The organism is Janthinobacterium sp. SUN073 (genome assembly GCF_030397665.1).
Lineage (GTDB): Bacteria > Pseudomonadota > Gammaproteobacteria > Burkholderiales > Burkholderiaceae_D > Janthinobacterium.
On the sequence record NZ_JAPUBT010000004.1, the window covers coordinates 60,918 to 79,970 of the forward strand.

Below are 19,053 nucleotides of genomic sequence, written 5' to 3' on the forward strand. Positions count from 1 at the left end.
ATACCGGGGTAAGCAACTTAAGCGGCGCGGCCGATCCGCAAGGCATCTTGCGGCGTTTTGGCCGCCGGGCGTTTCATCCCCTTCAAGCCGCTGACACTGGCCTGCTGGCCATTCAATTTAAACACGCTGACGACTTGCGCCAGGTTGTGCGCCTGGTGCTGCATGGATTCGGCGGCGGCCGCCGATTCTTCCACCAGGGCAGCATTCTGTTGCGTCACGGCATCCATCTGACCGATGGCACGGTTGATCTCGTCAATGCCCACGCTTTGCTCGCTGCTGGCTGCCGTGATTTCCGTGATGATGTCGCTCACGCGCTGCACGCTGTCGACGATATCGTTCATGGTCGAACCGGCTTGCGCCACCAGCATGCTGCCCGCGTTGACTTGCTCCACGGACGCGCCGATCAGGGTCTTGATCTCTTTCGCCGCCGAAGCCGAACGCTGGGCCAGGTTGCGCACTTCGGACGCCACGACGGCAAAGCCGCGGCCCTGTTCGCCCGCGCGCGCCGCTTCCACGGCCGCATTCAGGGCCAAAATGTTGGTCTGGAAGGCGATGCCATCGATGACGGAAATGATGTCGACGATCTTGTTCGACGAGGCATTGATCGATTGCATGGTGCCCACCACTTGCGCCACCACTTCGCCGCCCTTGACGGCCACTTGCGCGGCCGACGCCGCCAATTGATTCGCCTGGCGCGCATTGTCCGCATTTTGTTTCACGGTGCTGGTCAGCTCTTCCATCGAAGACGCCGTCTCTTCCAGCGAACCGGCCTGCTCTTCCGTGCGGGAAGACAGGTCCTGGTTGCCGGCGGCAATTTGCGTCGAGGATGTCGCGATGCTGTCCGTGCCGCTGCGCACTTCGCTGACGATATTGAGCAGGCTGGTGTTCATGTCCTTCAACGCTTGCAGCAATTGCCCCGTTTCATCCTTGGCGCTGGCGTCGATCTGCGCCGTCAAGTCGCCATCGGCCACTTTGCGGGCAATCTCCACGGCCGTGCGCAGCGGGCGCACAATGCCCATCGTCAAGACCCAGGCACAGACGACGCCAAAAGCCAGCGCCAGCGCGGCCAGTGCCAGCAGCAGGTTGCGGCTGGTCTTGGCCACTTCGTCGATCTCGCGCGCGGTGGCGTCGATGCTGGCGCGCTGGTGTTCCAGCATGTTCATGATGACTTTCTGGTATTTCGTCGAGCCGGGCACGAACACGGCCTGGAAGGCCTTTTCCGCTTCTTCCGTCTGGCCGGCCGCCTTCAGCTTCGATACTTGCTCACGGGCATCCAGATACACCTTGCGCATTTCGCTGACCTGGCGGAACAGTTCCGTTTCTTGCGGGCCGGAAATCAGGGCTTCGATCTTCTTTTGCAGCTCGCCCGAGACGACGGACGACTGTTTCGCTTCTTCCGCAAAATACGGTCCCAGCGAGGTGTCGGCGCTGCGCACGATGGCCGTGGTGCGGCGGATGCCGCTGTCGATCTTGCTGTACCAGTCGGAAATATAGCGTTCCTTCGCCAGCGGCTGCTCCATCATGGTGCGCGTGGCGGTGGCCACGTCGTGCAAACGCCAGACGCTGATGCCGGTAATGACCAGGGAAAACAGTAAAATGACGGCAAAACCCAGGCCGAGACGCACACCAATACTGACGTTTCTTAACAAATTCATGTGAATATCCTAAAAAATCGGAACCAGACTATATAAAAGGAACTGAAGGCTGCGGCTGCACGGGGTAGCCGCAGCGGCATTCAGCGTGCGCCGAGGCGCAAGGTGGTTTGCGGCGCTGCCGGGCGCTTCAACGTGCTCGCGCCACTCACCTTGGCCTGCTGGCCAGTGAGCTTGAACACGCTGACGACTTGCGCCAGATTGTGCGCCTGGTGCTGCATGGATTCGGCGGCGGCAGCCGACTCTTCCACCAGGGCCGCATTTTGTTGCGTTACGGCATCCATCTGACCGATGGCGCGGTTGATCTCATCGATGCCCACACTTTGCTCGCTGCTCGCTGCCGTGATTTCCGTGATGATGTCGCTCACGCGCTGCACGCTGTCGACGATATCGTTCATGGTCGAACCGGCTTGCGCCACCAGCATGCTGCCCGCGTTGACTTGCTCCACGGACGCGCCGATCAGGGTCTTGATTTCCTTCGCTGCCGAAGCCGAACGCTGCGCCAGGTTGCGCACTTCCGAGGCCACGACGGCAAAGCCGCGGCCTTGCTCGCCCGCGCGCGCCGCTTCCACGGCCGCATTCAGGGCCAAAATGTTCGTCTGGAAGGCGATGCCATCGATGACGGAAATGATGTCGACGATCTTGTTCGAGGACGTATTAATCGATTGCATGGTGCCCACCACTTGCGCCACCACTTCGCCACCCTTGACGGCCACTTGCGCGGCCGACGCCGCCAATTGATTCGCCTGGCGCGCATTGTCCGCATTCTGTTTCACGGTCGACGTCAGCTCTTCCATCGACGACGCCGTTTCTTCCAGCGCACCGGCCTGCTCTTCCGTGCGGGAAGACAGGTCCTGGTTGCCGGCGGCAATTTGCGTCGAGGATGTCGCGATGCTGTCCGTGCCGCTGCGCACTTCGCCCACGATATTGAGCAGGCTGGTGTTCATGTCCTTCAATGCCTGCAGCAATTGCCCCGTTTCATCCTTGGCGCTGGCATCGATCTGCGCCGTCAGGTCGCCATCGGCCACCTTGCGGGCGATGTCCACGGCCGTGCGCAGCGGACGTACGATGCCCATCGTCAACAGCCAGGCGCACACGACGCCAAACGCCAGCGCCAGCGTCGACAGCAATAACAGCAAGTTGCGGCTGGTGCTGGCGATGTCATCAATCTGGCGCGCGGTGGCGTCGATGGTGGCGCGCTGGTGCTCCAGCAAGCCGTAAACCATCTTCTGGTACTTGGCGGCGGCGGGCACGAAGGTTTTTTCAAACACGTCGTTGGCGGCCTCGGACTGGGACTCGCCCTTGAGCTTGTAGACCTGGTCGCGCGAGCCGACATACACTTCGCGCAATTCCAGCAAACTGGCGAACATGGCCTGTTCTTTCGGGTCCTTGAGCAGCGCCGCGATCTTCTTTTGCAGGACAGCCGAGCTGGCGCTCGACACTTTCGACTCTTCGGCGAAGAAGCCGCTCAGCGAGGTGTCGCTGCTGCGGGCGATGGCGATCGTGCGCCGCACGGCGCTGTCGATGCGCGTATACCAGTCGGAAATATAACGTTCCTTGGCCAGCGGCTCTTCCATCATCGTGCGCGTGGCGCTGGCCACGTCATGCAGACGCCAGACACTGATGCCGGTGATGATCATGGAAAACAGCAAAATGACGGCAAAACCCAGTCCCAGACGGACCCCGATGCTGACGTTTCTTAACAAATTCATGTGACTATCCTAATATCCTGAAGAGAGGCCCTACAGCCAGCGCCTGGAACAGCATGGCGGGCGCCGCCAAATCTGTCCCGCCAAGTAAACTGGCGCACGGTTCGGTTGAACCGTGCGCCAGGAAAATGCGCTAGCGTGCTCCCTGCGGAAACGATATGCAATACTTAATGTCAATAGTTTTTGACAATATGCAGGGAAATTCTCTTCACTGCGGCATTACGCCGCCAGTTTCTCGATCAAGCCCATGTCGGCGCTGGACATCAGCTGGTCGATATCGACCAGGATCAGCATGCGCTCGTCGATGGTGCCCAGACCGATCACATATTCCGTGTTGATCGAGCGGCCCATGTCCGGCGCCGGCTTGATCTGTTCCGGCATCAGGGTCGTGACGTCGGAGACGCGATCGACGACCATGCCGACCACGCGATTGCCGATATTGAGGATGATGACGACGGTGAACTGGTCATAGCTGGGCGTACCCAGGTTGAACTTGATGCGCATGTCGACGATCGGCACGATGATGCCGCGCAAGTTGACCACGCCCTTGACGAACTCGGGCGCGTTGGCGATGCGGGTCGGCGTTTCGTAGCTGCGGATTTCGCTGACTTTCTGGATGTCGATGCCATACTCTTCCTGGCCCAGGGTAAAGGCCAGGTATTCGGCAGCCTTGGCAACGGTTGCGCCAGTGTCGCTGGAAATGGTGTTCATGATAATCCTTTCGTTAACTCGCCTGGGGCGCAGGCCAGGACACGCTGTACGCGGGCCTGGACGTGACGAGCCATCCACAATGCAATGAATGGCCGCCACCTGTATGTTTTTTGCAAATACTTTCTAGCAATTAGCTTATGTTTCTAATTTCCGTGCGGCAATGTTACCCCATGTAAATTTTACATGCACTAAAAAAGAGCGATCGCCGGGCTGATGCTTTCCCAAAGTGCACTTATGTGGCAAATGTGGCACGCCGGGGCGCCGGGCTCCCGGCCACATGTGGCGGCGTTTTATGCCACACTGGCGGCCCCTGCTTTTTACGACCTTGAACCATGCATTCTTTGCTTTCTCAATGGCGACCACGCCTGCTGGCACTGGCCACGGCCGGCTTGGGCGACGACAGCGCCCACGACATCAACCACCTGCAGCGCGTCTGGCGCAACGCCGCCGTCCTGCTGCAAGACCATGCACAGGCCGACGCCCTCACTGTGATGGCCGCCTGTTATCTGCACGACCTGGTCAACTTGCCGAAAAACCACCCAGAGCGTCACCTGGCCTCGCGCCAGGCAGCCGCGCTGGCTTGCCGCCAGCTGGCGGAACTGGATTTCCCTGCAGAAAAACTGGCTGGCGTGGCCCACGCCATCGAGACGCACAGCTTTTCCGCCAATCTGCCGCCGCACACCATCGAAGCGCGCATCGTGCAAGATGCCGACCGCATCGACGCACTGGGCGCCGTGGGACTGGCGCGCCTGTTCTATACGGCGGCGCGCATGGATAGCGCACTGGCGCATGGCGCGGACCCGCTGGCGCAGCATCGTGAACTCGATGACAAGGCCTACGCGCTCGACCATATCGTCACCAAGCTCGACAAGCTGCCCGGCAAGATGCAGACGGCGGCGGGCCGCGCGCTGGCCGAACAGCGCCTCGCCGTGCTGACGGATTTCCGCGCCGCCTTTGCCGACGAATGGGGAATGAGCGCATAACATTGGTGGCGATAGCCAGCATGGCCCATGCTGTCTATAATGCAAGCCTCAGCTATCGCGCCGCGCGCCAGCAGCATCCTGTAACGCGCCGGCGCTTTACCAACGCGCCGAAAGTATGCATGTCCGATAAAACCAGCCCCGACAGCCATTCCCCGTCATCCCCCGCCCTAAAGAGTGCCGGCAACCTCAATTTCATCCTCGTCTGCGTCTTCATCGACATGCTGGGCATCGGCCTGGTGGTGCCCGTGCTGCCCATACTGATCGGCGACTTTGTCAACGGCAAGGAGGCGCAGGCGTTCTGGTACGGCATCATGGCGGCCGTCTTCGGCTTGCTGCAGTTCATCTTCATGCCTATGCTGGGCGCCATCAGCGACCGCGTGGGACGCCGTCCCGTGCTGCTGTACTCGATGGCGGGCATGGGCATCAATTTTCTCGCCACGGGCTGGGCCCCCAACCTGGCCTGCCTGTTCATCGGCCGCATCATCGGCGGCGTCTCGTCGGCCAGCATGTCGGTCGCGTCCGCCTATGCCTCCGACATTTCCACGCACGACAATCGCGCCAAGAGCTTCGGCAAGATCGGCGCCGCCTTTGGCCTGGGCTTCATTTGCGGCCCCATGCTGGGCGGCCTGCTGGGCGAGATCAATCTGCACCTGCCGTTTTACGTGGCGGCGGGCCTGTCGGCAGCCAATTTCATCTACGGCTATTTCTGCGTGCCCGAATCGCTGCAGCCGGGTCCCCGCGCGCCATTTACCTGGGCACGCATCAATCCGTTTGCCGCCCTGCTGAAGCTGGTGCGCCGCGTGGAGATCCGCGGCCTGGTGCTGGCCTTCGGCCTGATGACGTTTGCGCAAATGATGCTCAACACCACCTGGGTGCTATATACCCATTTCCGCTTCGACTGGACGCCACGCCAGAACGGCATCGCCCTGTTCTGCGTGGGCCTGTGCGCGGCCGTGGTGCAGGCGGGCTTGCTGGGCATACTCATCAAGCGCTTCGGCGAAGTGCGCCTGTCCTTGCTGGGCATGGCTTCGGGCGCCCTCACCTACCTGCTGTACGGCCTGGCCACGCAAGGCTGGATGATGTACGCCTTGATTTTGTGCAACCTGCTGGCCTTTGCCGCCGGCCCGGCCCTGCAAGGGATCATCTCGAAGGCGTCCGCCGCCAGCGAACAGGGAGAACTGATGGGCTCCCTGCAATCGATCAGCAGCCTGGGTATCATCATCATGCCTTTGCTCGGCAGCATGATCCTCGGTGAGGTGAGCCACTTGCCGCCCCAGGACTGGCGCATCGGCAGCACCTTCTATCTGTGCGCCATCATGCAAACCCTGGGCATCCTGGTGGCCTGGCGCTACTTCAAGGCACAACGCCAGGCCAGACTTGCGGTTTCCACCACAAAGTAGTCGCCGGGATAATATTGCATTTGAGAAATAGATAGGCGAGAATGGGATAATCAAGCGGGCGTTGCCGATGCCCGCGATTCGATGGCAAGCAAGGATGGGTATGACTGACTTTTATTCCAGCGCCTGGCGCCGAACCGTAGCCCTGCTGGCGCTGGCGCTGCCGTCGCTGGCAGGCGCGCAATGCTCGCGCGACATCCAGGTACCCGTCTCGGCCATCGGCGCCAGCGTGGTGGTCAATGGCGCCAGCATCGGCGGCATCTATCCCGACTTGCTGCGCAGCATGGGCGCCAAATTGGGCTGCAATTTCATCTTCACGGCCGTGCCCCGCGCGCGCCTGGAAGCGATGTTCGAGGCGGGCAAGGCAGACTTGCTGATCCCGGCCAGCAGCACGCCGCGGCGCGACCAGCATGGCCTGTTCATCCCCATGCTGGGCAGCCGCCCCCTGCTGATCTCACTGCAAGGCGCGCGCACTCCCATCAACACCATGCAGGAACTCATCGAGCGGCGCGAATTGCGCGTGGCACTGGTGCGCGGCTACGACTATGGCGCACCATACCAGGCGCTGGCGAAGGAGCTGAGCAGCCAGGGGCGCCTGTTCTACGAAGTCGATGCGCTGTCCGTGGCGCGTCTGATGCAAAGCGGCTTCATCGATGCCACCATCATGGCGCCCACCATCCTCGCCGGCGTGGCGCAAAACGATGCGCGCGTGTACGGCCTGGCCGACCGCCTGCGCCTGGAAGCGCTGCCGGAGCTGCCGTGGGGCATGAGCGGCGTCTATGTATCGCGCAAGTCCCTGACGGCGGAAGACCAGGCCACCCTGCGCGAACTGCTGGACAAGGCGGGCCGCTCGGGCACCGTGATGGACGCCTTCCAGCGTCATCACCGCCAGGAACTGCTCTCGCTGAGCATACGTCCGCGCTAAGGCCCGCATGTCCGGTTTTGTCGTCGCCATCGTCCTGTTTGCCGCCCTGCTGCACGCCAGCTGGAATGCCATCGTCAAGTCGGGCAAGGATACTTTCCTCACGACCGTGCTGGTATCCGTCGGCGCGGCCCTGATTTCGCTGGCCGTCTTGCCCTTTGTTCATGCTCCCGCCCCCGCCAGCTGGCCCTACCTGGCCGCCTCGGCCGTGGCGCAGCTGGCGTATTACTCGCTGCTGGCGGCCGCCTACAAGGCGGGCGACATGAGCCATGCCTATCCCTTGATGCGCGGCAGCGCACCGCTGCTCGTGGCGCTGGCCAGCTGGCCGCTGATCGGCGAACGCCTGTCCGCCATGCAGATGGGCGCCGTGGCCTGCATCTGCGCGGGCATCTTCGGCCTGTATTTTGCGGCGCGCCTGCCCGCCACGGCCGGCATCGCGAAAAGCACGGGACGCGCCACCGCCTTTGCGCTGGGCAACGCCTGCGTCATCGCCAGCTATACCTTGATCGACGGCATCGGCGTGCGCCTGTCGGGCGCGCCGGCCGCCTATACGATGTGGATTTTTGTCTTGAACGGCGCGGGACTGCTGCTGTGGACCTTGCTGCGCCGCCGCGCCGGCCTGCTGGCGTATGCGCAAACGCAATGGCACCTGGCCGCGTTTGGCGGTTTTGGCACCCTCGCTTCGTATGGCCTGGCCCTGTGGGCCATGACGCAGGCACCCGTGGCCGCCATCGCGGCCCTGCGCGAGACGTCGATTCTGTTCGCTATCGCCATTGCGGCCCTGTTCCTGCGCGAAAAAATCAGCCCCCGCCGCTATCTGGCCATCAGCCTGATCGCGGCGGGAGCCATCCTGATGCGAATCGCCTAACGGGCGTCCAGCGGCGCTATCGGCAACTCGATGGCGCTGGCAGCGCCTGTCGCGTGGTACACGCGCTGCGTCGCCTTTTTATAATCGCCTGGCTGGGCCAGGAAGATGTTCGGCACGAAGGTTTGCGGATTGCGGTCATACAGGGGGAACCAGCTCGACTGCACTTGCACGGCAATGCGGTGGCCGGGCAGGAAGACGTGGTTCGCGTTCGGCAAGGCGAAACGGTAGCGCTCGACCTTGCCGGCAGGAATGGCCGTCGGGTGCTCGAAGCTGTCGCGGTAACGGCCGCGGAAGATATCCATCGCCACGCCCAGCTGATAGCCGCCCATGGCCGGCTGCGACGGCACTTCGTCCGGATACACATCGATCAGTTTCACGACCCAGTCGGCATCCGTGCCGCTGGTGGCGGCAAACAGGTTGACCATCGGCGCGCCGGCGATGCGCACGGCCGTTTTCAGCGGTTCGGAAACGTAGCTGAGCACATCCGTGCGGTCGGCATAGCCGCGCTGGTCGCTGACCAGCCATGGCTTCCACACGTCGGCGTCAATGAGGCGCACGGGACGCGCCACGAAGGGCACGGGTTTCGCCGGATCGGCCACGTATTCGTCGAAGGCGCCTTGCGCCGCATCCGCAGCGCCCGATGGCCCCGCAAAGCCCAGCTTGTAACCATCCTGCAGGTAGATCGGCGTCAGCTTGGTGTCGCAGGTGGCGCAGGCCAGCGGCCACTGCTGCAGGCGCTGCCACTGGTTCGTGCCGCTCTGGTACGACACCACGGGCGCCGTGTTCGCGTCCGGCGCACCATCCTTCAGGTATTGATTGAGGAATGGCTGCATGACTTTTTCGCGGAACTGGCGCGCCGTGTCGCCGTCAAACTTCAGGGCGCCCAGGCTGGAACCGTCATAGTTGACGCCGCTATGACGCCACGGGCCGATGGCCAGGTAATTGAGGTTGTTGTGCTTGTCACGCCCTTCCATCGCCGTGTAACTGGCGTAGGGGCCATAGATGTCTTCCTGGTCCCACTGCCCCACCACGTGCATGGTGGGCACGATCAGCGGGCGCTTCGCCAGGATTTTATCCAATGCCTGTTCCTGCCAGTAACTGTCGTAGGCCGGGTGTTCGAACAGCTTTTTCGTGTAAGTCAGCTTGTCGATGCCGAACTTCTTCGCGTAAGCACCGGCCGAGCCGATGCGCAGATACGCATCGTATTCGTCATACACGCCCAGCACGGGCGCCTCGCCGCTGTCGCGCACGCTTGTCTGCCACGCGAGGTAAGACAAGCTGGGCATGCGGAAGGCGCCGTTATGGAACCAGTCGTCGCCGCGCCAGCCATCGACCATGGCGCTCATGGGGATGGCCACCTTCAGCGCCGGATGCGGGTCAACCAGGGCCATCAGCACCGTATGCCCCTCGTACGAGGAACCCAGCATGCCCACCTTGCCATTGCTTTCCGGCACGTTCTTCACGAGCCAGTCGATGGTGTCCCACGCATCGGTCACGTTATCGACCTTGGTATGGTTCAGCGGCCCCCGCACGGGGCGCGTCATGACGTAATCGCCTTCCGAGCCATGCTTGCCGCGCACGTCCTGGAACACGCGGATATAGCCATTTTCCACCAGGGTATCGTCGCCCTGCGGCAAGGCGGCCAGCATGCTGGGGCTGGCGGCACGCTGGGCGCGGCGGGCCGCGTTGTACGGCGTGCGCGTGAGCATGATGGGCGCCCGCTTGGCGTCTTTCGGCACGACGATCACCGTGTACAGCTTGACGCCGTCGCGCATGGGGATCATCACCACGCGCTTGACGTAGTCGTTCAGGTCGGGCATCACCAGCTTGGCGCCAATATCGGGCGTCATGGGCGGCGTTTGCGCCAGCACGGGCGCAGCAAACAGGGAACTTATAACCAGGGCCAGGCCGGTGAGCCGGACGGGGGACGAAACGCGCATACTGTTCTCCAATGATTCATGCCACGCAAAAGTGGCCGAACGGCAATAGTACCCGGAAAGCAAGTTCCGCAGTAGGCCAAGCTCTGACGCAGCGCAGCAGATATATGGGCACGCAACTTGACAGAACGCGCACGAACTGCAACCATAACGCCATGAAATTTATCCCGTCACAACACGCCTGCTTGAATTGGTGGTCCCGCTCACTTTCGCGCGGCCACTCTATAGTGATGTGAATTTGATCCACGCCGCCTCGATCGGTGGCGTAACAGGCTCCAGCCTGGATCATCCCCGATGCAGGCGGCTCAAAAGGAAACTTGATGAGCTTGCCTAACACTCCCGATACCCCCGACACCGAGAACGCCCCGGCAGCACCGCTGTCCGCCGCCGCCCTCGCTTCGCAATCCGTGATCCTGACGGGCGACCGCCCGACCGGCCCCCTGCACCTGGGCCACTACGTGGGCAGCCTGCGCGACCGCGTCCGCTACCAGAACAGCTACAAGCAATTCATCATGCTGGCCGACGCGCAGGCGCTGACGGACAATATGGATGACATCGACAAGGTGCACCGCAACGTCGTCGAAGTGGCGCTCGATTACCTGGCCGTCGGCATCGATCCGACGAAAACCACGGTCTTCATCCAGTCGCAAATCCCGGAACTGGCCGAGCTGACCTTTTACTACCTGAACATCGTCACCGTGGCACGCCTCGAGCGCAACCCCACCGTCAAGGAAGAAATCCGCCTGCGCGGCTTCGAGCGCGACATCCCGGCCGGCTTTTTGACCTACCCTGCCAGCCAGGCGGCCGACATCACGGCCTTCAAGGCGGGCGTGGTGCCCGTGGGCGAAGACCAGATCCCGATGATCGAGCAAACGAATGAAATCGTGCGCCGCTTCAACCGCATGTACAACCGCGAAGTGCTGATGGAATGCAAGGCGCTGGTGCCCGACATCGGCCGCCTGCCCGGCATCGACGGCAAGGCGAAGATGAGCAAGTCGCTGGGCAACACCATCAACCTGGGCGCGACCTCGGCCGAAATCACGGCTGCCGTGAAAAAAGTCTATACGGACCCGCTGCACCTGCGCGTGGAAGACCCGGGCCACCTGGAAGGCAACATCGCGTTTACCTACCTGGACGCGTTTGACCCGGAAAAAGCGGCGCTGGCCGAAATGAAAGCCCATTATGTGCGTGGCGGCCTGGGCGACAGCATCGTCAAGAAACGCCTGGACCTGGTCTTGCAGGAAATGCTGGCGCCGATCCGCGCCCGCCGCGAAGAGTTCGCCAAAGACAAGGGACAAGTCATCCAGATGCTCAAGGAAGGCACCTTCAAGGCGCGCGAAGTGGCGGCCCGCACGGCCGATGAAGTCAAGTCGGCGCTGGGCCTGAACTACTTCTAATTACCACAGCCAATAGCAAATTGATGCGCCCTGCCGGAGTCGGGTAGAATCCCGTCTCCGCCGGGCCATTTTTTTGCCTAACCCAACAGCAGAGTCTGGGGTCGGACCCTGAGGGTCCGACCCCGGCACTTGTCTTAGGGTCACCATATATTGAAACATAGCTAATGACCGACTCCGCTATCGAACAGCTGCTGCAGCAGCATTTTTCCATCGATGCGCTGCAACAGGCCCCCGCGCCCCTGCGGCAGGCGCTGGGCATGCTGGGCGGCTGGCTGGCCGCCGAACGCGACACGGCCTATCCGCACACGCCGTATGCGGAACTGCTGACGCAACTGTCCGACACCTGCCTGCCCGCGAACGGCATGCCCGTGGTGGCATTCCTGCAAGAACTCGACGCCACCGTGCTGGCCAACACGGCCCAGCTGAACCACCCGCAATACATCGGCCACATGACGCAGGCCCTGCCCTGGATCAGCGTGCTGGCCGAGGCGTTTACGGCCACCCTGAACCAGAACCAGGTGAAGATCGAGACGGCGTATGTGTCGACCCTGATCGAAAAGCAGATCCTCGGTTGGCTGCACCGCCAGGTGTACCAGCAGGCTGATAGTGTCTACACGCAGGCGATGGCCGCCACCAGCGGCGCGCTGGGCAATGTCGTCAATGGCGGCACCATGGGCAACCTGACGGCGCTGGCCGTGGCGCTGGAGCAGCAACTGCCCGGCACGCGCAAGCGGGGCCTGTTTGCCGCCATGCAGGATTCTGGCCATGCGGGGCTGGCCGTGATCGGTTCGGCCCGCAGCCATTATTCCGTGAAAAAGGCGCTGGCGACCCTGGGCCTCGGCGAAAACGCGCTGCACCTGGTGGCCGTCGACCGCGACAACCGCATCGATGTCGCCGCGCTGGAAGCAACCATTGCCGATTTAAAACAACGCAAGATCAAGGTCATCGCCATGATCGGCATCGCCGGCACGACGGAAACGGGCGCCATCGACCCGCTGGCCGCCATGGCGGCGATTGCCGCACGCGAAAGCATCTGGTTCCACGTGGATGCCGCCTGGGGCGGCGCCCTGCTGATCGCCGAACAATACCGCACGCTGTACGACGGCATCGCCCTGGCCGACTCCGTCGTCATCGACGGGCATAAGTTGCTGTGGGTGCCGATGGCGCAAAGCATGGTGCTGTTCAAGGATAGCGCCAGCCTGAACTTACTGAAACACAACGCCAATTACATCTTGCGCGACAACTCGGGCGACCTGGGCCAGACGTCGCTGGAAGGCTCGCGCCGCTTCGATGCCTTGAAACTGTGGACCTCGTTCAAGGTGCTGGGCGTGTCCGGCTACACGACCTTGCTGCAGCAGGCGGCCACCCTGTCCGGCCAGTTGCAGCAGTTACTGGCCGACCAGCAGGATTTTGAACTCGTCACGCGCTCCGACACCTTCATTCTCACCTACCGCTACGTGCCCGCGCACTTGCGCCAGCGCATGGAAAGCTTGCTGGCCAGCGGCCAGCTGGATGCGGCAACGGAACTGAACAAGCAGCTGAACACCTTGACCGCCAAGCTGCAAAACCGGCAAAAGGCGCAGGGCCACAGCTTTGTCTCGCGCACGGTACTGGAATCGACGCGCTACCCCGGCCCGACCAATGTACTGCGCGTGGTCATGACGAATGTCAAGACGCGCCCCCACCACTTGCGCGCCATCCTGGCCGAACAGCGCACCATCGGCCAGGCGCTGGTGTCGGAACTGGGCTTGTAAGGAAACACCCACCCATCAGCCTTGACTGGATGCCCGATGCAGCGACTTAGCGCCCTCACCGACCTGTTACAGCATCTGTTGAAATGGCTGCTGCTCGCGAGCATCGTGGCCGCGCTGGCTGGGTCGGCCTCGGCCTGTTTCCTGTTCGCCCTCGACTGGGCGACGCGCACGCGCCTGGCGCACGCCTGGCTGATCTGGCTGCTGCCCGTGGCGGGCTTTGCCGTCGGCTGGCTGTATTTGCGCTATGGCAGCAGTGTCGAGGGTGGCGCGAATCTGCTCATCGATGAAATCCACGACCCGAAAAAAATCGTCCCGCTGCGCATGGCGCCGCTGGTGCTGGGCGGCACCGTCATCTCGCATCTGTTCGGCGCGTCTGTCGGGCGCGAAGGCACGGCCGTGCAGATGGGTGGCGCGCTGGCCGACCAGCTGACCCGCATGTTTCGGTTGAACAATGAAGACCGCCGCATCATCCTGATGACCGGCATCAGCGCCGGCTTTGCCTCCGTCTTCGGCACGCCGCTGGCGGGCGCCCTCTTCGGCCTGGAAGTACTGGCCATTGGCCGCCTGCGCTACGAAGCCATGCTGCCCTGCCTGGCTGCCGCCGTCATCGCCGACCAGGTGGGCTTGCTGTGGGGGCAGTTATTCAACATTCACCACACGCATTACGCCGTGCCACTGATCCCCGCCCTTTCCGCCTGGACTTTATCCGCCATGGTGATTGCGGGCGTGCTGTTCGGCGTGACGGGCAAGGTGTTTGCGCAAGCCACGCACGGCTTGAGCGCGCTGATGAAGCGCTGGATCGGCTACGCGCCGCTGCGTCCGCTGGCCGGCGGCGTCGCCGTCGCGCTGGCCGTGTGGCTGCTGGGCACCGACAAATATATCGGCCTGGGCATTCCCACCATCGTCGACGCCCTCAAGGAACCGCTGCCCGCCTGGGATTTCCTCGGCAAGATGGCGTTTACCATTGTATCCTTGGGCACCGGTTTCAAGGGCGGTGAAGTGACGCCCCTGTTCTTCATCGGCGCGACCCTGGGCAATGCGCTGGGGCCGCTGCTGCACCAACCCGTCACCCTGCTGGCCGCCATCGGTTTTGTCGCCGTCTTCGCGGGCGCCGCCAACACGCCGATCGCCTCGACCCTGATGGCGATGGAACTGTTCGGCGCCGAAATCGGCGTCTACGCGGCCATCGCCTGCGTGGTGGCCTACCTGTTTTCCGGCCACGCGGGCATTTACCGGGCGCAGCGCAGCGGCCACGCCAAGCGCCATCCGGCCAAGGATCTCGACACATGACACAGAATATCTACGACAACGACGCCTTTTTTACCGGCTACAGCCAGCTGCCCCGCTCGATTGGCGGCCTCGACAGTGCCCCCGAATGGCCAGCCCTGCGCGCCATGTTACCGGATGTGCAAGGCAAGCAGGTACTCGACCTGGGCTGCGGCTATGGCTGGTTCTGCCGTTGGGCGGCGCAAGCCGGCGCGGCACGGGTGCTGGGCGTGGATGTGTCGGAAAAGATGCTGGCGCAGGCGCGTGGCATGGGGAACCATGCGGCGGTCGAGTATGCCCGGCTGGACCTGGAACAACTGGCCTTGCCGCCCGCCAGCTACGATCTGATTTACAGTTCACTGACGTTCCACTACATCGAAGGTTTCGCCACCCTGCTGGCCGCCATCCGCCAGAGTTTAAAGCCAGGCGGCAAGCTGGTGTTTTCCATCGAGCACCCGATCTTCATGGCGCCGCGCCAGCCGGGCTGGCTGACGGATGCGCAAGGCCGCAAGCGCTGGCCCGTCGACAGTTACCAGCAGCAAGGCCCGCGCGTCTCGGACTGGCTGGCGCCGGGCGTGATCAAGCAGCACCGCACCATCGGCACGACCTTGAACGCATTGATACACGCCGGTTTCCAGCTGGAACACGTGGAAGAATGGGGGCCGACAGACGAACAGGTGGCGCAGCAGCCGGCCCTGGCGGAAGAGCGGGAACGGCCGATGCTGTTGCTGGTGGGGTGCGGCCGGCCCTAGCTCCGGGCCCGTTCAAACAATTTGCCCGCCAGCTCTTCGATATCGCCGCGCATGGCCAGCATTTCCAGCCAGCGCGCAGGAATCGCCTGCGCGCCATAATACGCGCCGGCAAGCTGGCCGACGATGGCGCCAGTGGTATCGGCATCTTCGCCCAGATTGACGGCGCGTAACACGGCCTCTTCCAGTGAGCCGGTATTGAAGAAACACCAGAGCGCCGCTTCCAGCGACTCCACGCAATAACCCGTGCCGCGTATCTGCTGCTCCGTTTTGGCGATAAAGTTACCGCTAGCCAGCTCCACCAGCCTGGGTTCGGCAGGCCGGTACGCGATACTCGCGATCAGCTCTTCTTTCGCCGTACCCGCCAGCGCGCTGCACAGCAAGGCGGCGAACAACTGGCAGCTTTCGACCGCCTCGGGTGCCGCATGGGTGGTGCGGGAACTATCGGCGGCATAGGCCACGGCCGCCTCGGTATCAGGATAAGCAAACAGCACGACCGGGGCCAGGCGCATGAGCGAACCATTGCCCGCCGTGTCAGGCGCCGTGGAACCGCTCCAGGGGTTGCCCGTTTCCTGGAAACTGGCCAGCGCGCTTCTTACCGTGCCACCGATATCGAAGCAGGTGCCCGTGGAGCTCAGATAGCCCCATTGCCACCAGTTCAGATACCGCACCATCTGGTCCGCCGGATCAAACGCCCCTTTCTGGACCAGGCTTTCGGCCAGGCACAGCGCCATTGAAGTATCGTCCGTCCATTGTCCTGGCTGCAGACCAAACGGACCGCCGCCCAACATGCCAGTCACCGGCGCAAAGCTGCCGCGCGGAGAAAACTCCACGCTCGTGCCGACGGCATCGCCACAGGCCAGCGCCAGCATGGCGCCCAAATAACGGTTGTGCAAAGTTGACGTATTCATGGTTTCCATTGACTCTTAGCTGGCCACATTGCGCGTAAAGCGCAAAGTGGATGCACCCGCATTCACGTAGGCATACGCTTGCGCGCTGCTGAAGACGAAAAAATCGCCGGTGGCCAGGTACTTGGTTCCGGCCGCCAGGACCAGCTGCAGCTCACCTTCCAGCACATACAGCATTTCGCTGAAGCCGGCCGGATCGGCTTGCGCATCATAGCGCTCGCCTGGCGCCAGGGTCCACGACCACAGTTCGACCTGGCGGCTGGCGGGCGCCGCGCCCAGCAGCACGGCCTGGCTCGCCTGCGACTCGCCTTGCCACATCAGCACGCGCAGGCTGTCGTGCGGCCGCCGCGGCGGCTGCACCAGGTCGACAAAGGCTACTTTCAAGGCGGCGGCCACGTGGTCGAGGTTGGCCAGGCTGATGTTGGTGCTGCCCGCCTCGACGCCATTGACCATGCGCCGGCTGAGTCCCGACAGGCGCGCCAGCTCTTCCTGGCTGAGGCCGGCAGCGACGCGCAAGCGCCGCAGATTTGCGGCCAGGTGTGCCAGCACGCCACCGGCCTCGGCTTGACTGCGCAATATATTGCTCCTATGATGATGGGAAATATTCTGCTCATAGCATAGCTCCCCATGAAAACACACGCAAGTCCCCCGCCCGCCCTCGGCCTGCCCGAGCTGGCCCTGATCGCCATTACCTTCATTTGGGGCGGTACTTTTCTTGTCGTGCAGCATGCCGTGACGGTCAGCGGGCCGCTGGCCTTTGTCGCCGCCCGCTTTGCCGTGGCCGCCAGCATCGGCGCCCTCGTTTGCAGGGGCCAGTTGCGCCAGTTGACGAAGACCGAATTGCTGACGGGTATGGCCATCGGCGTGAGCATCTTTGGCGGCTATGCGCTGCAAACCTATGGCTTGATGCATATCACGAGCAGTAAATCGGCCTTCATCACGGCCTTCTATGTGCCCATCGTGCCGCTGGTGCAATGGCTGGTCTTCAAGCAGCGGCCCCGCGCCGCCGTCTGGGCGGCCGTGGTGCTGGCTTTCGTCGGCTTGCTGTTGCTCACGGGAACGGATGGCTTGAACATGGGTTTGGGCAAAGGCGAGCTGATGACGGCCGTGGGCGCCATCGCGATCGCCCTGGAAATCATCCTCATCAGCCGCGTCTCGCCGCAATTGAACATCCTGCGCGTGACCATCGTGCAACTGGCGACGGCATCCCTGATCGCCCTGCTGCTGATGCCCGTCATGGGCGAAGCGCCGCCAGCCCTGAGCCAGACGTTCATCCTCAGCGTGCTGGCCCTGGGCTGCGCCAGCGCGCTGATTCAATATGTGATGAACTGGGCGCAAAAGCGCATTTCCGCCACCAAGGCCACCTTGATCTATGCGGGCGAACCTGTCTGGGCCGGCGTCATCGGGCGCATCGCCGGTGAACGCCTGCCCGCGCTGGCCATCGTGGGGGGGTATATTGATCATCGCTGCTGGCATCCTCAGCGAGTGGCGGCCGAAGCGCCTGCGTGCCGATGGCAAGGCCATCGCGCCATCAGATTAACAACGCCTAACAAAACCGTAGCGAGCGGAAGGAAGTTGTGGTTGAGAAGCGCAACTGTACGAAGGTACAGTGAGCATCGCAGACCGCAAATTACGACGCGCAGTAGGTTTTGATAGGCGTTCTAAGCCTCGGCCCGCCGCAGCGCCATATCCCCATGCAGCGCCAGCGGCACGGCCCTGGCCCAGCGGTTCGACGACAGCGAAAACGTCAGCGCGCGCACCTGGTGGTACCAGCCGGCGGGCACGTACAGCATGTCGCCCGGTTCGACGAGGCATTCGATCATGGTCGCCTGGCGCGCCAGGGGAAAACGCTCGAAGTCGGGCGCTTCCGGGTCGAACGGCGAACCGAACAGGATGGCGTTCGCCTCGCTGGGGTACAGGAAGGTGTCGTGGTGCGGCGGCGACAAAAAGATGCGCTTGCGGCCCCACACTTGCGCGAAGATATTGTCGTCGTAATCGCAATGCAAGGGCGTCACCGTGCCGGCCGGCCCCACCCAGAAGCGCGGCGGGCCCATCTTGTCGAAATACGTGGGCCAGTGGGTCAAACGGTTCAGCTCGCGCAACTCCAGGTTGCCCAGGTAAGGCGGCAGCGCGTACTTGCCCTCTGCCACCAGGTCCAGATATTGCCCCATCGACATATCCAGCATGGCGCGGTCGGCCGCAAACGCCGTGTTGATGTAGTCGCCCACCCGCGCCCGCACGGGCACGTGGCTGAACTGCTCGCGCAAGACATCGGGCGCCAGCCTGAACAAGGGCCAGCGCTGCACCAGCCCGCGCATCAGGAAGGGCAAGCCCAGCGCGGCGCGCGCGCGGAAGGCGGCGGCATCGAGCACGCCCAGGCGCGGCACCTCGCTGATGGCCTGCAAGTCACGCGCCGCCTGCTTGATGGCTACGCGCATGGCCTCGATGGAAATGACGCCGCGCACCTGCGCATCCTTGTCTTCGCGCGCCTGCTTGCGCGCGAGTGCCGCTTCGGGCGAACTGCATTCGGCTGGCGGCCTGGGCGGCAAAGCGCGCGGCGCGATGGGGGGGGCCGCAAGCTCGTGCGGCACTTCTTTTTCTACGGACATAAACCTTCTTTGCGATCAGGGCGCCGCGCGGCATGGCGCGACAGTGCGCCATTTTAAGCCAGCAAGGCCAGCATGACCTATTCCCCCGACGCATCGACACCTGACAAAACCGTCGCGAGCGGAAGGGAGAGGTGGCCGAGAAACGCAACCGCACTGAAGTGCGGTGAGCATCGCAGGCCGCCTATACCGAC

Annotated in this window: 16 protein-coding genes; 9 read left to right on the plus strand and 7 right to left on the minus strand. The window is 63.0% G+C overall.

Annotation, left to right across the window (positions count from 1 at the left end; translation table 11 throughout):
- Positions 1-17: 17 nt before the first annotated feature.
- The 3 genes from O0882_RS13135 to O0882_RS13145 all read right to left on the minus strand — a co-directional run bounded on the left by O0882_RS13135 (position 18) and on the right by O0882_RS13145 (position 4,072).
- Positions 18-1,655, minus strand: a complete 1,638-nt coding sequence (locus O0882_RS13135) for a methyl-accepting chemotaxis protein (RefSeq protein WP_289948577.1) — start codon at positions 1,653-1,655, stop codon at positions 18-20.
- An 80-nt stretch (positions 1,656-1,735) separates the two neighbouring features.
- Entirely contained in the window at positions 1,736-3,364 is a 1,629-nt protein-coding gene (locus O0882_RS13140; protein WP_289948578.1) for a methyl-accepting chemotaxis protein, read from the minus strand.
- A 216-nt stretch (positions 3,365-3,580) separates the two neighbouring features.
- A complete protein-coding gene (locus O0882_RS13145; protein ID WP_035818113.1) occupies positions 3,581-4,072 on the minus strand; it encodes a chemotaxis protein CheW in 492 nt (163 codons plus the stop codon).
- Positions 4,073-4,404: 332 nt separating this feature from the next.
- On the opposite strand from O0882_RS13145, the gene O0882_RS13150 reads away from it, so the two are divergent.
- The 4 genes from O0882_RS13150 to O0882_RS13165 all read left to right on the plus strand — a co-directional run bounded on the left by O0882_RS13150 (position 4,405) and on the right by O0882_RS13165 (position 8,242).
- On the plus strand, positions 4,405-5,055 hold the full coding sequence (locus O0882_RS13150; protein WP_289948579.1) for an HD domain-containing protein: 651 nt from the start codon (positions 4,405-4,407) through the stop codon (positions 5,053-5,055).
- 119 nt (positions 5,056-5,174) lie between these two features.
- The gene (locus tag O0882_RS13155; protein ID WP_289948582.1) at positions 5,175-6,455 is read left to right on the plus strand and encodes a TCR/Tet family MFS transporter; all 1,281 of its coding nucleotides are present in this window, start codon (positions 5,175-5,177) and stop codon (positions 6,453-6,455) included.
- A 100-nt stretch (positions 6,456-6,555) separates the two neighbouring features.
- Positions 6,556-7,377, plus strand: a complete 822-nt coding sequence (locus tag O0882_RS13160; protein WP_289948584.1) for a transporter substrate-binding domain-containing protein — start codon at positions 6,556-6,558, stop codon at positions 7,375-7,377.
- 7 nt (positions 7,378-7,384) lie between these two features.
- A complete protein-coding gene (locus O0882_RS13165) occupies positions 7,385-8,242 on the plus strand; it encodes a DMT family transporter (RefSeq protein WP_289948585.1) in 858 nt (285 codons plus the stop codon).
- On the opposite strand, the gene O0882_RS13170 is transcribed toward O0882_RS13165, so the two are convergent.
- On the minus strand, positions 8,239-10,182 hold the full coding sequence (locus tag O0882_RS13170; protein WP_289948586.1) for a CocE/NonD family hydrolase: 1,944 nt from the start codon (positions 10,180-10,182) through the stop codon (positions 8,239-8,241). The genes O0882_RS13165 and O0882_RS13170 overlap by 4 nt on opposite strands.
- A gap of 317 nt (positions 10,183-10,499) precedes the next feature.
- Here O0882_RS13170 and trpS point away from each other — a divergent pair, with 317 nt between their 5' ends.
- The 4 genes from trpS to O0882_RS13190 all read left to right on the plus strand — a co-directional run bounded on the left by trpS (position 10,500) and on the right by O0882_RS13190 (position 15,348).
- Positions 10,500-11,576 (plus strand): tryptophan--tRNA ligase, encoded by a 1,077-nt coding sequence (gene trpS, locus O0882_RS13175; RefSeq protein WP_289948588.1) that lies wholly within the window; start codon positions 10,500-10,502, stop codon positions 11,574-11,576.
- A 164-nt stretch (positions 11,577-11,740) separates the two neighbouring features.
- Entirely contained in the window at positions 11,741-13,330 is a 1,590-nt protein-coding gene (locus O0882_RS13180; RefSeq protein WP_289948589.1) for a pyridoxal-dependent decarboxylase, read from the plus strand.
- Positions 13,331-13,366: 36 nt separating this feature from the next.
- Complete coding sequence (locus O0882_RS13185) at positions 13,367-14,620, plus strand: voltage-gated chloride channel family protein (protein WP_289948591.1); 1,254 nt, start codon at positions 13,367-13,369, stop codon at positions 14,618-14,620.
- Positions 14,617-15,348, plus strand: coding sequence for a class I SAM-dependent methyltransferase (locus O0882_RS13190; RefSeq protein WP_289948592.1), 732 nt, complete (start codon positions 14,617-14,619; stop codon positions 15,346-15,348). The genes O0882_RS13185 and O0882_RS13190 overlap by 4 nt, the downstream gene beginning before the upstream one ends.
- On the opposite strand, the gene O0882_RS13195 is transcribed toward O0882_RS13190, so the two are convergent.
- Both O0882_RS13195 and O0882_RS13200 read right to left on the minus strand, forming a co-directional pair.
- Positions 15,345-16,256, minus strand: coding sequence for an ADP-ribosylglycohydrolase family protein (locus O0882_RS13195; protein ID WP_289948593.1), 912 nt, complete (start codon positions 16,254-16,256; stop codon positions 15,345-15,347). The two genes, O0882_RS13190 and O0882_RS13195, sit on opposite strands and share 4 nt — an antisense overlap.
- 15 nt (positions 16,257-16,271) lie before the next feature.
- On the minus strand, positions 16,272-16,829 hold the full coding sequence (locus tag O0882_RS13200; RefSeq protein WP_289948594.1) for an XRE family transcriptional regulator: 558 nt from the start codon (positions 16,827-16,829) through the stop codon (positions 16,272-16,274).
- Positions 16,830-16,880: 51 nt separating this feature from the next.
- Here O0882_RS13200 and O0882_RS13205 point away from each other — a divergent pair, with 51 nt between their 5' ends.
- Complete coding sequence (locus O0882_RS13205) at positions 16,881-17,906, plus strand: DMT family transporter (protein ID WP_354670268.1); 1,026 nt, start codon at positions 16,881-16,883, stop codon at positions 17,904-17,906.
- Between the two features lie 8 nt (positions 17,907-17,914).
- Here the strand turns inward: O0882_RS13205 and O0882_RS13210 are convergent, their stop codons facing one another.
- Complete coding sequence (locus O0882_RS13210; protein WP_289948596.1) at positions 17,915-18,862, minus strand: cupin-like domain-containing protein; 948 nt, start codon at positions 18,860-18,862, stop codon at positions 17,915-17,917.
- Positions 18,863-19,053 lie beyond the last annotated feature (191 nt).

Bases quoted from the DNA above. Each gene is read 5' to 3' on its own strand.
- O0882_RS13195 (WP_289948593.1), bottom strand. From the start codon at position 16,256: ATGAATACGTCAACTTTGCACAACCGTTATTTGGGCGCCATGCTGGCG.
- O0882_RS13205 (WP_354670268.1), top strand. From the start codon at position 16,881: ATGAAAACACACGCAAGTCCCCCGCCCGCCCTCGGCCTGCCCGAGCTG.
- O0882_RS13180 (WP_289948589.1), top strand. From the start codon at position 11,741: ATGACCGACTCCGCTATCGAACAGCTGCTGCAGCAGCATTTTTCCATC.
- O0882_RS13135 (WP_289948577.1), bottom strand. From the start codon at position 1,655: ATGAATTTGTTAAGAAACGTCAGTATTGGTGTGCGTCTCGGCCTGGGT.
- O0882_RS13165 (WP_289948585.1), top strand. From the start codon at position 7,385: ATGTCCGGTTTTGTCGTCGCCATCGTCCTGTTTGCCGCCCTGCTGCAC.
- O0882_RS13190 (WP_289948592.1), top strand. From the start codon at position 14,617: ATGACACAGAATATCTACGACAACGACGCCTTTTTTACCGGCTACAGC.
- trpS (WP_289948588.1), top strand. From the start codon at position 10,500: ATGAGCTTGCCTAACACTCCCGATACCCCCGACACCGAGAACGCCCCG.
- O0882_RS13140 (WP_289948578.1), bottom strand. From the start codon at position 3,364: ATGAATTTGTTAAGAAACGTCAGCATCGGGGTCCGTCTGGGACTGGGT.
- O0882_RS13155 (WP_289948582.1), top strand. From the start codon at position 5,175: ATGTCCGATAAAACCAGCCCCGACAGCCATTCCCCGTCATCCCCCGCC.
- O0882_RS13185 (WP_289948591.1), top strand. From the start codon at position 13,367: ATGCAGCGACTTAGCGCCCTCACCGACCTGTTACAGCATCTGTTGAAA.
- O0882_RS13160 (WP_289948584.1), top strand. From the start codon at position 6,556: ATGACTGACTTTTATTCCAGCGCCTGGCGCCGAACCGTAGCCCTGCTG.
- O0882_RS13145 (WP_035818113.1), bottom strand. From the start codon at position 4,072: ATGAACACCATTTCCAGCGACACTGGCGCAACCGTTGCCAAGGCTGCC.
- O0882_RS13150 (WP_289948579.1), top strand. From the start codon at position 4,405: ATGCATTCTTTGCTTTCTCAATGGCGACCACGCCTGCTGGCACTGGCC.
- O0882_RS13170 (WP_289948586.1), bottom strand. From the start codon at position 10,182: ATGCGCGTTTCGTCCCCCGTCCGGCTCACCGGCCTGGCCCTGGTTATA.
- O0882_RS13210 (WP_289948596.1), bottom strand. From the start codon at position 18,862: ATGTCCGTAGAAAAAGAAGTGCCGCACGAGCTTGCGGCCCCCCCCATC.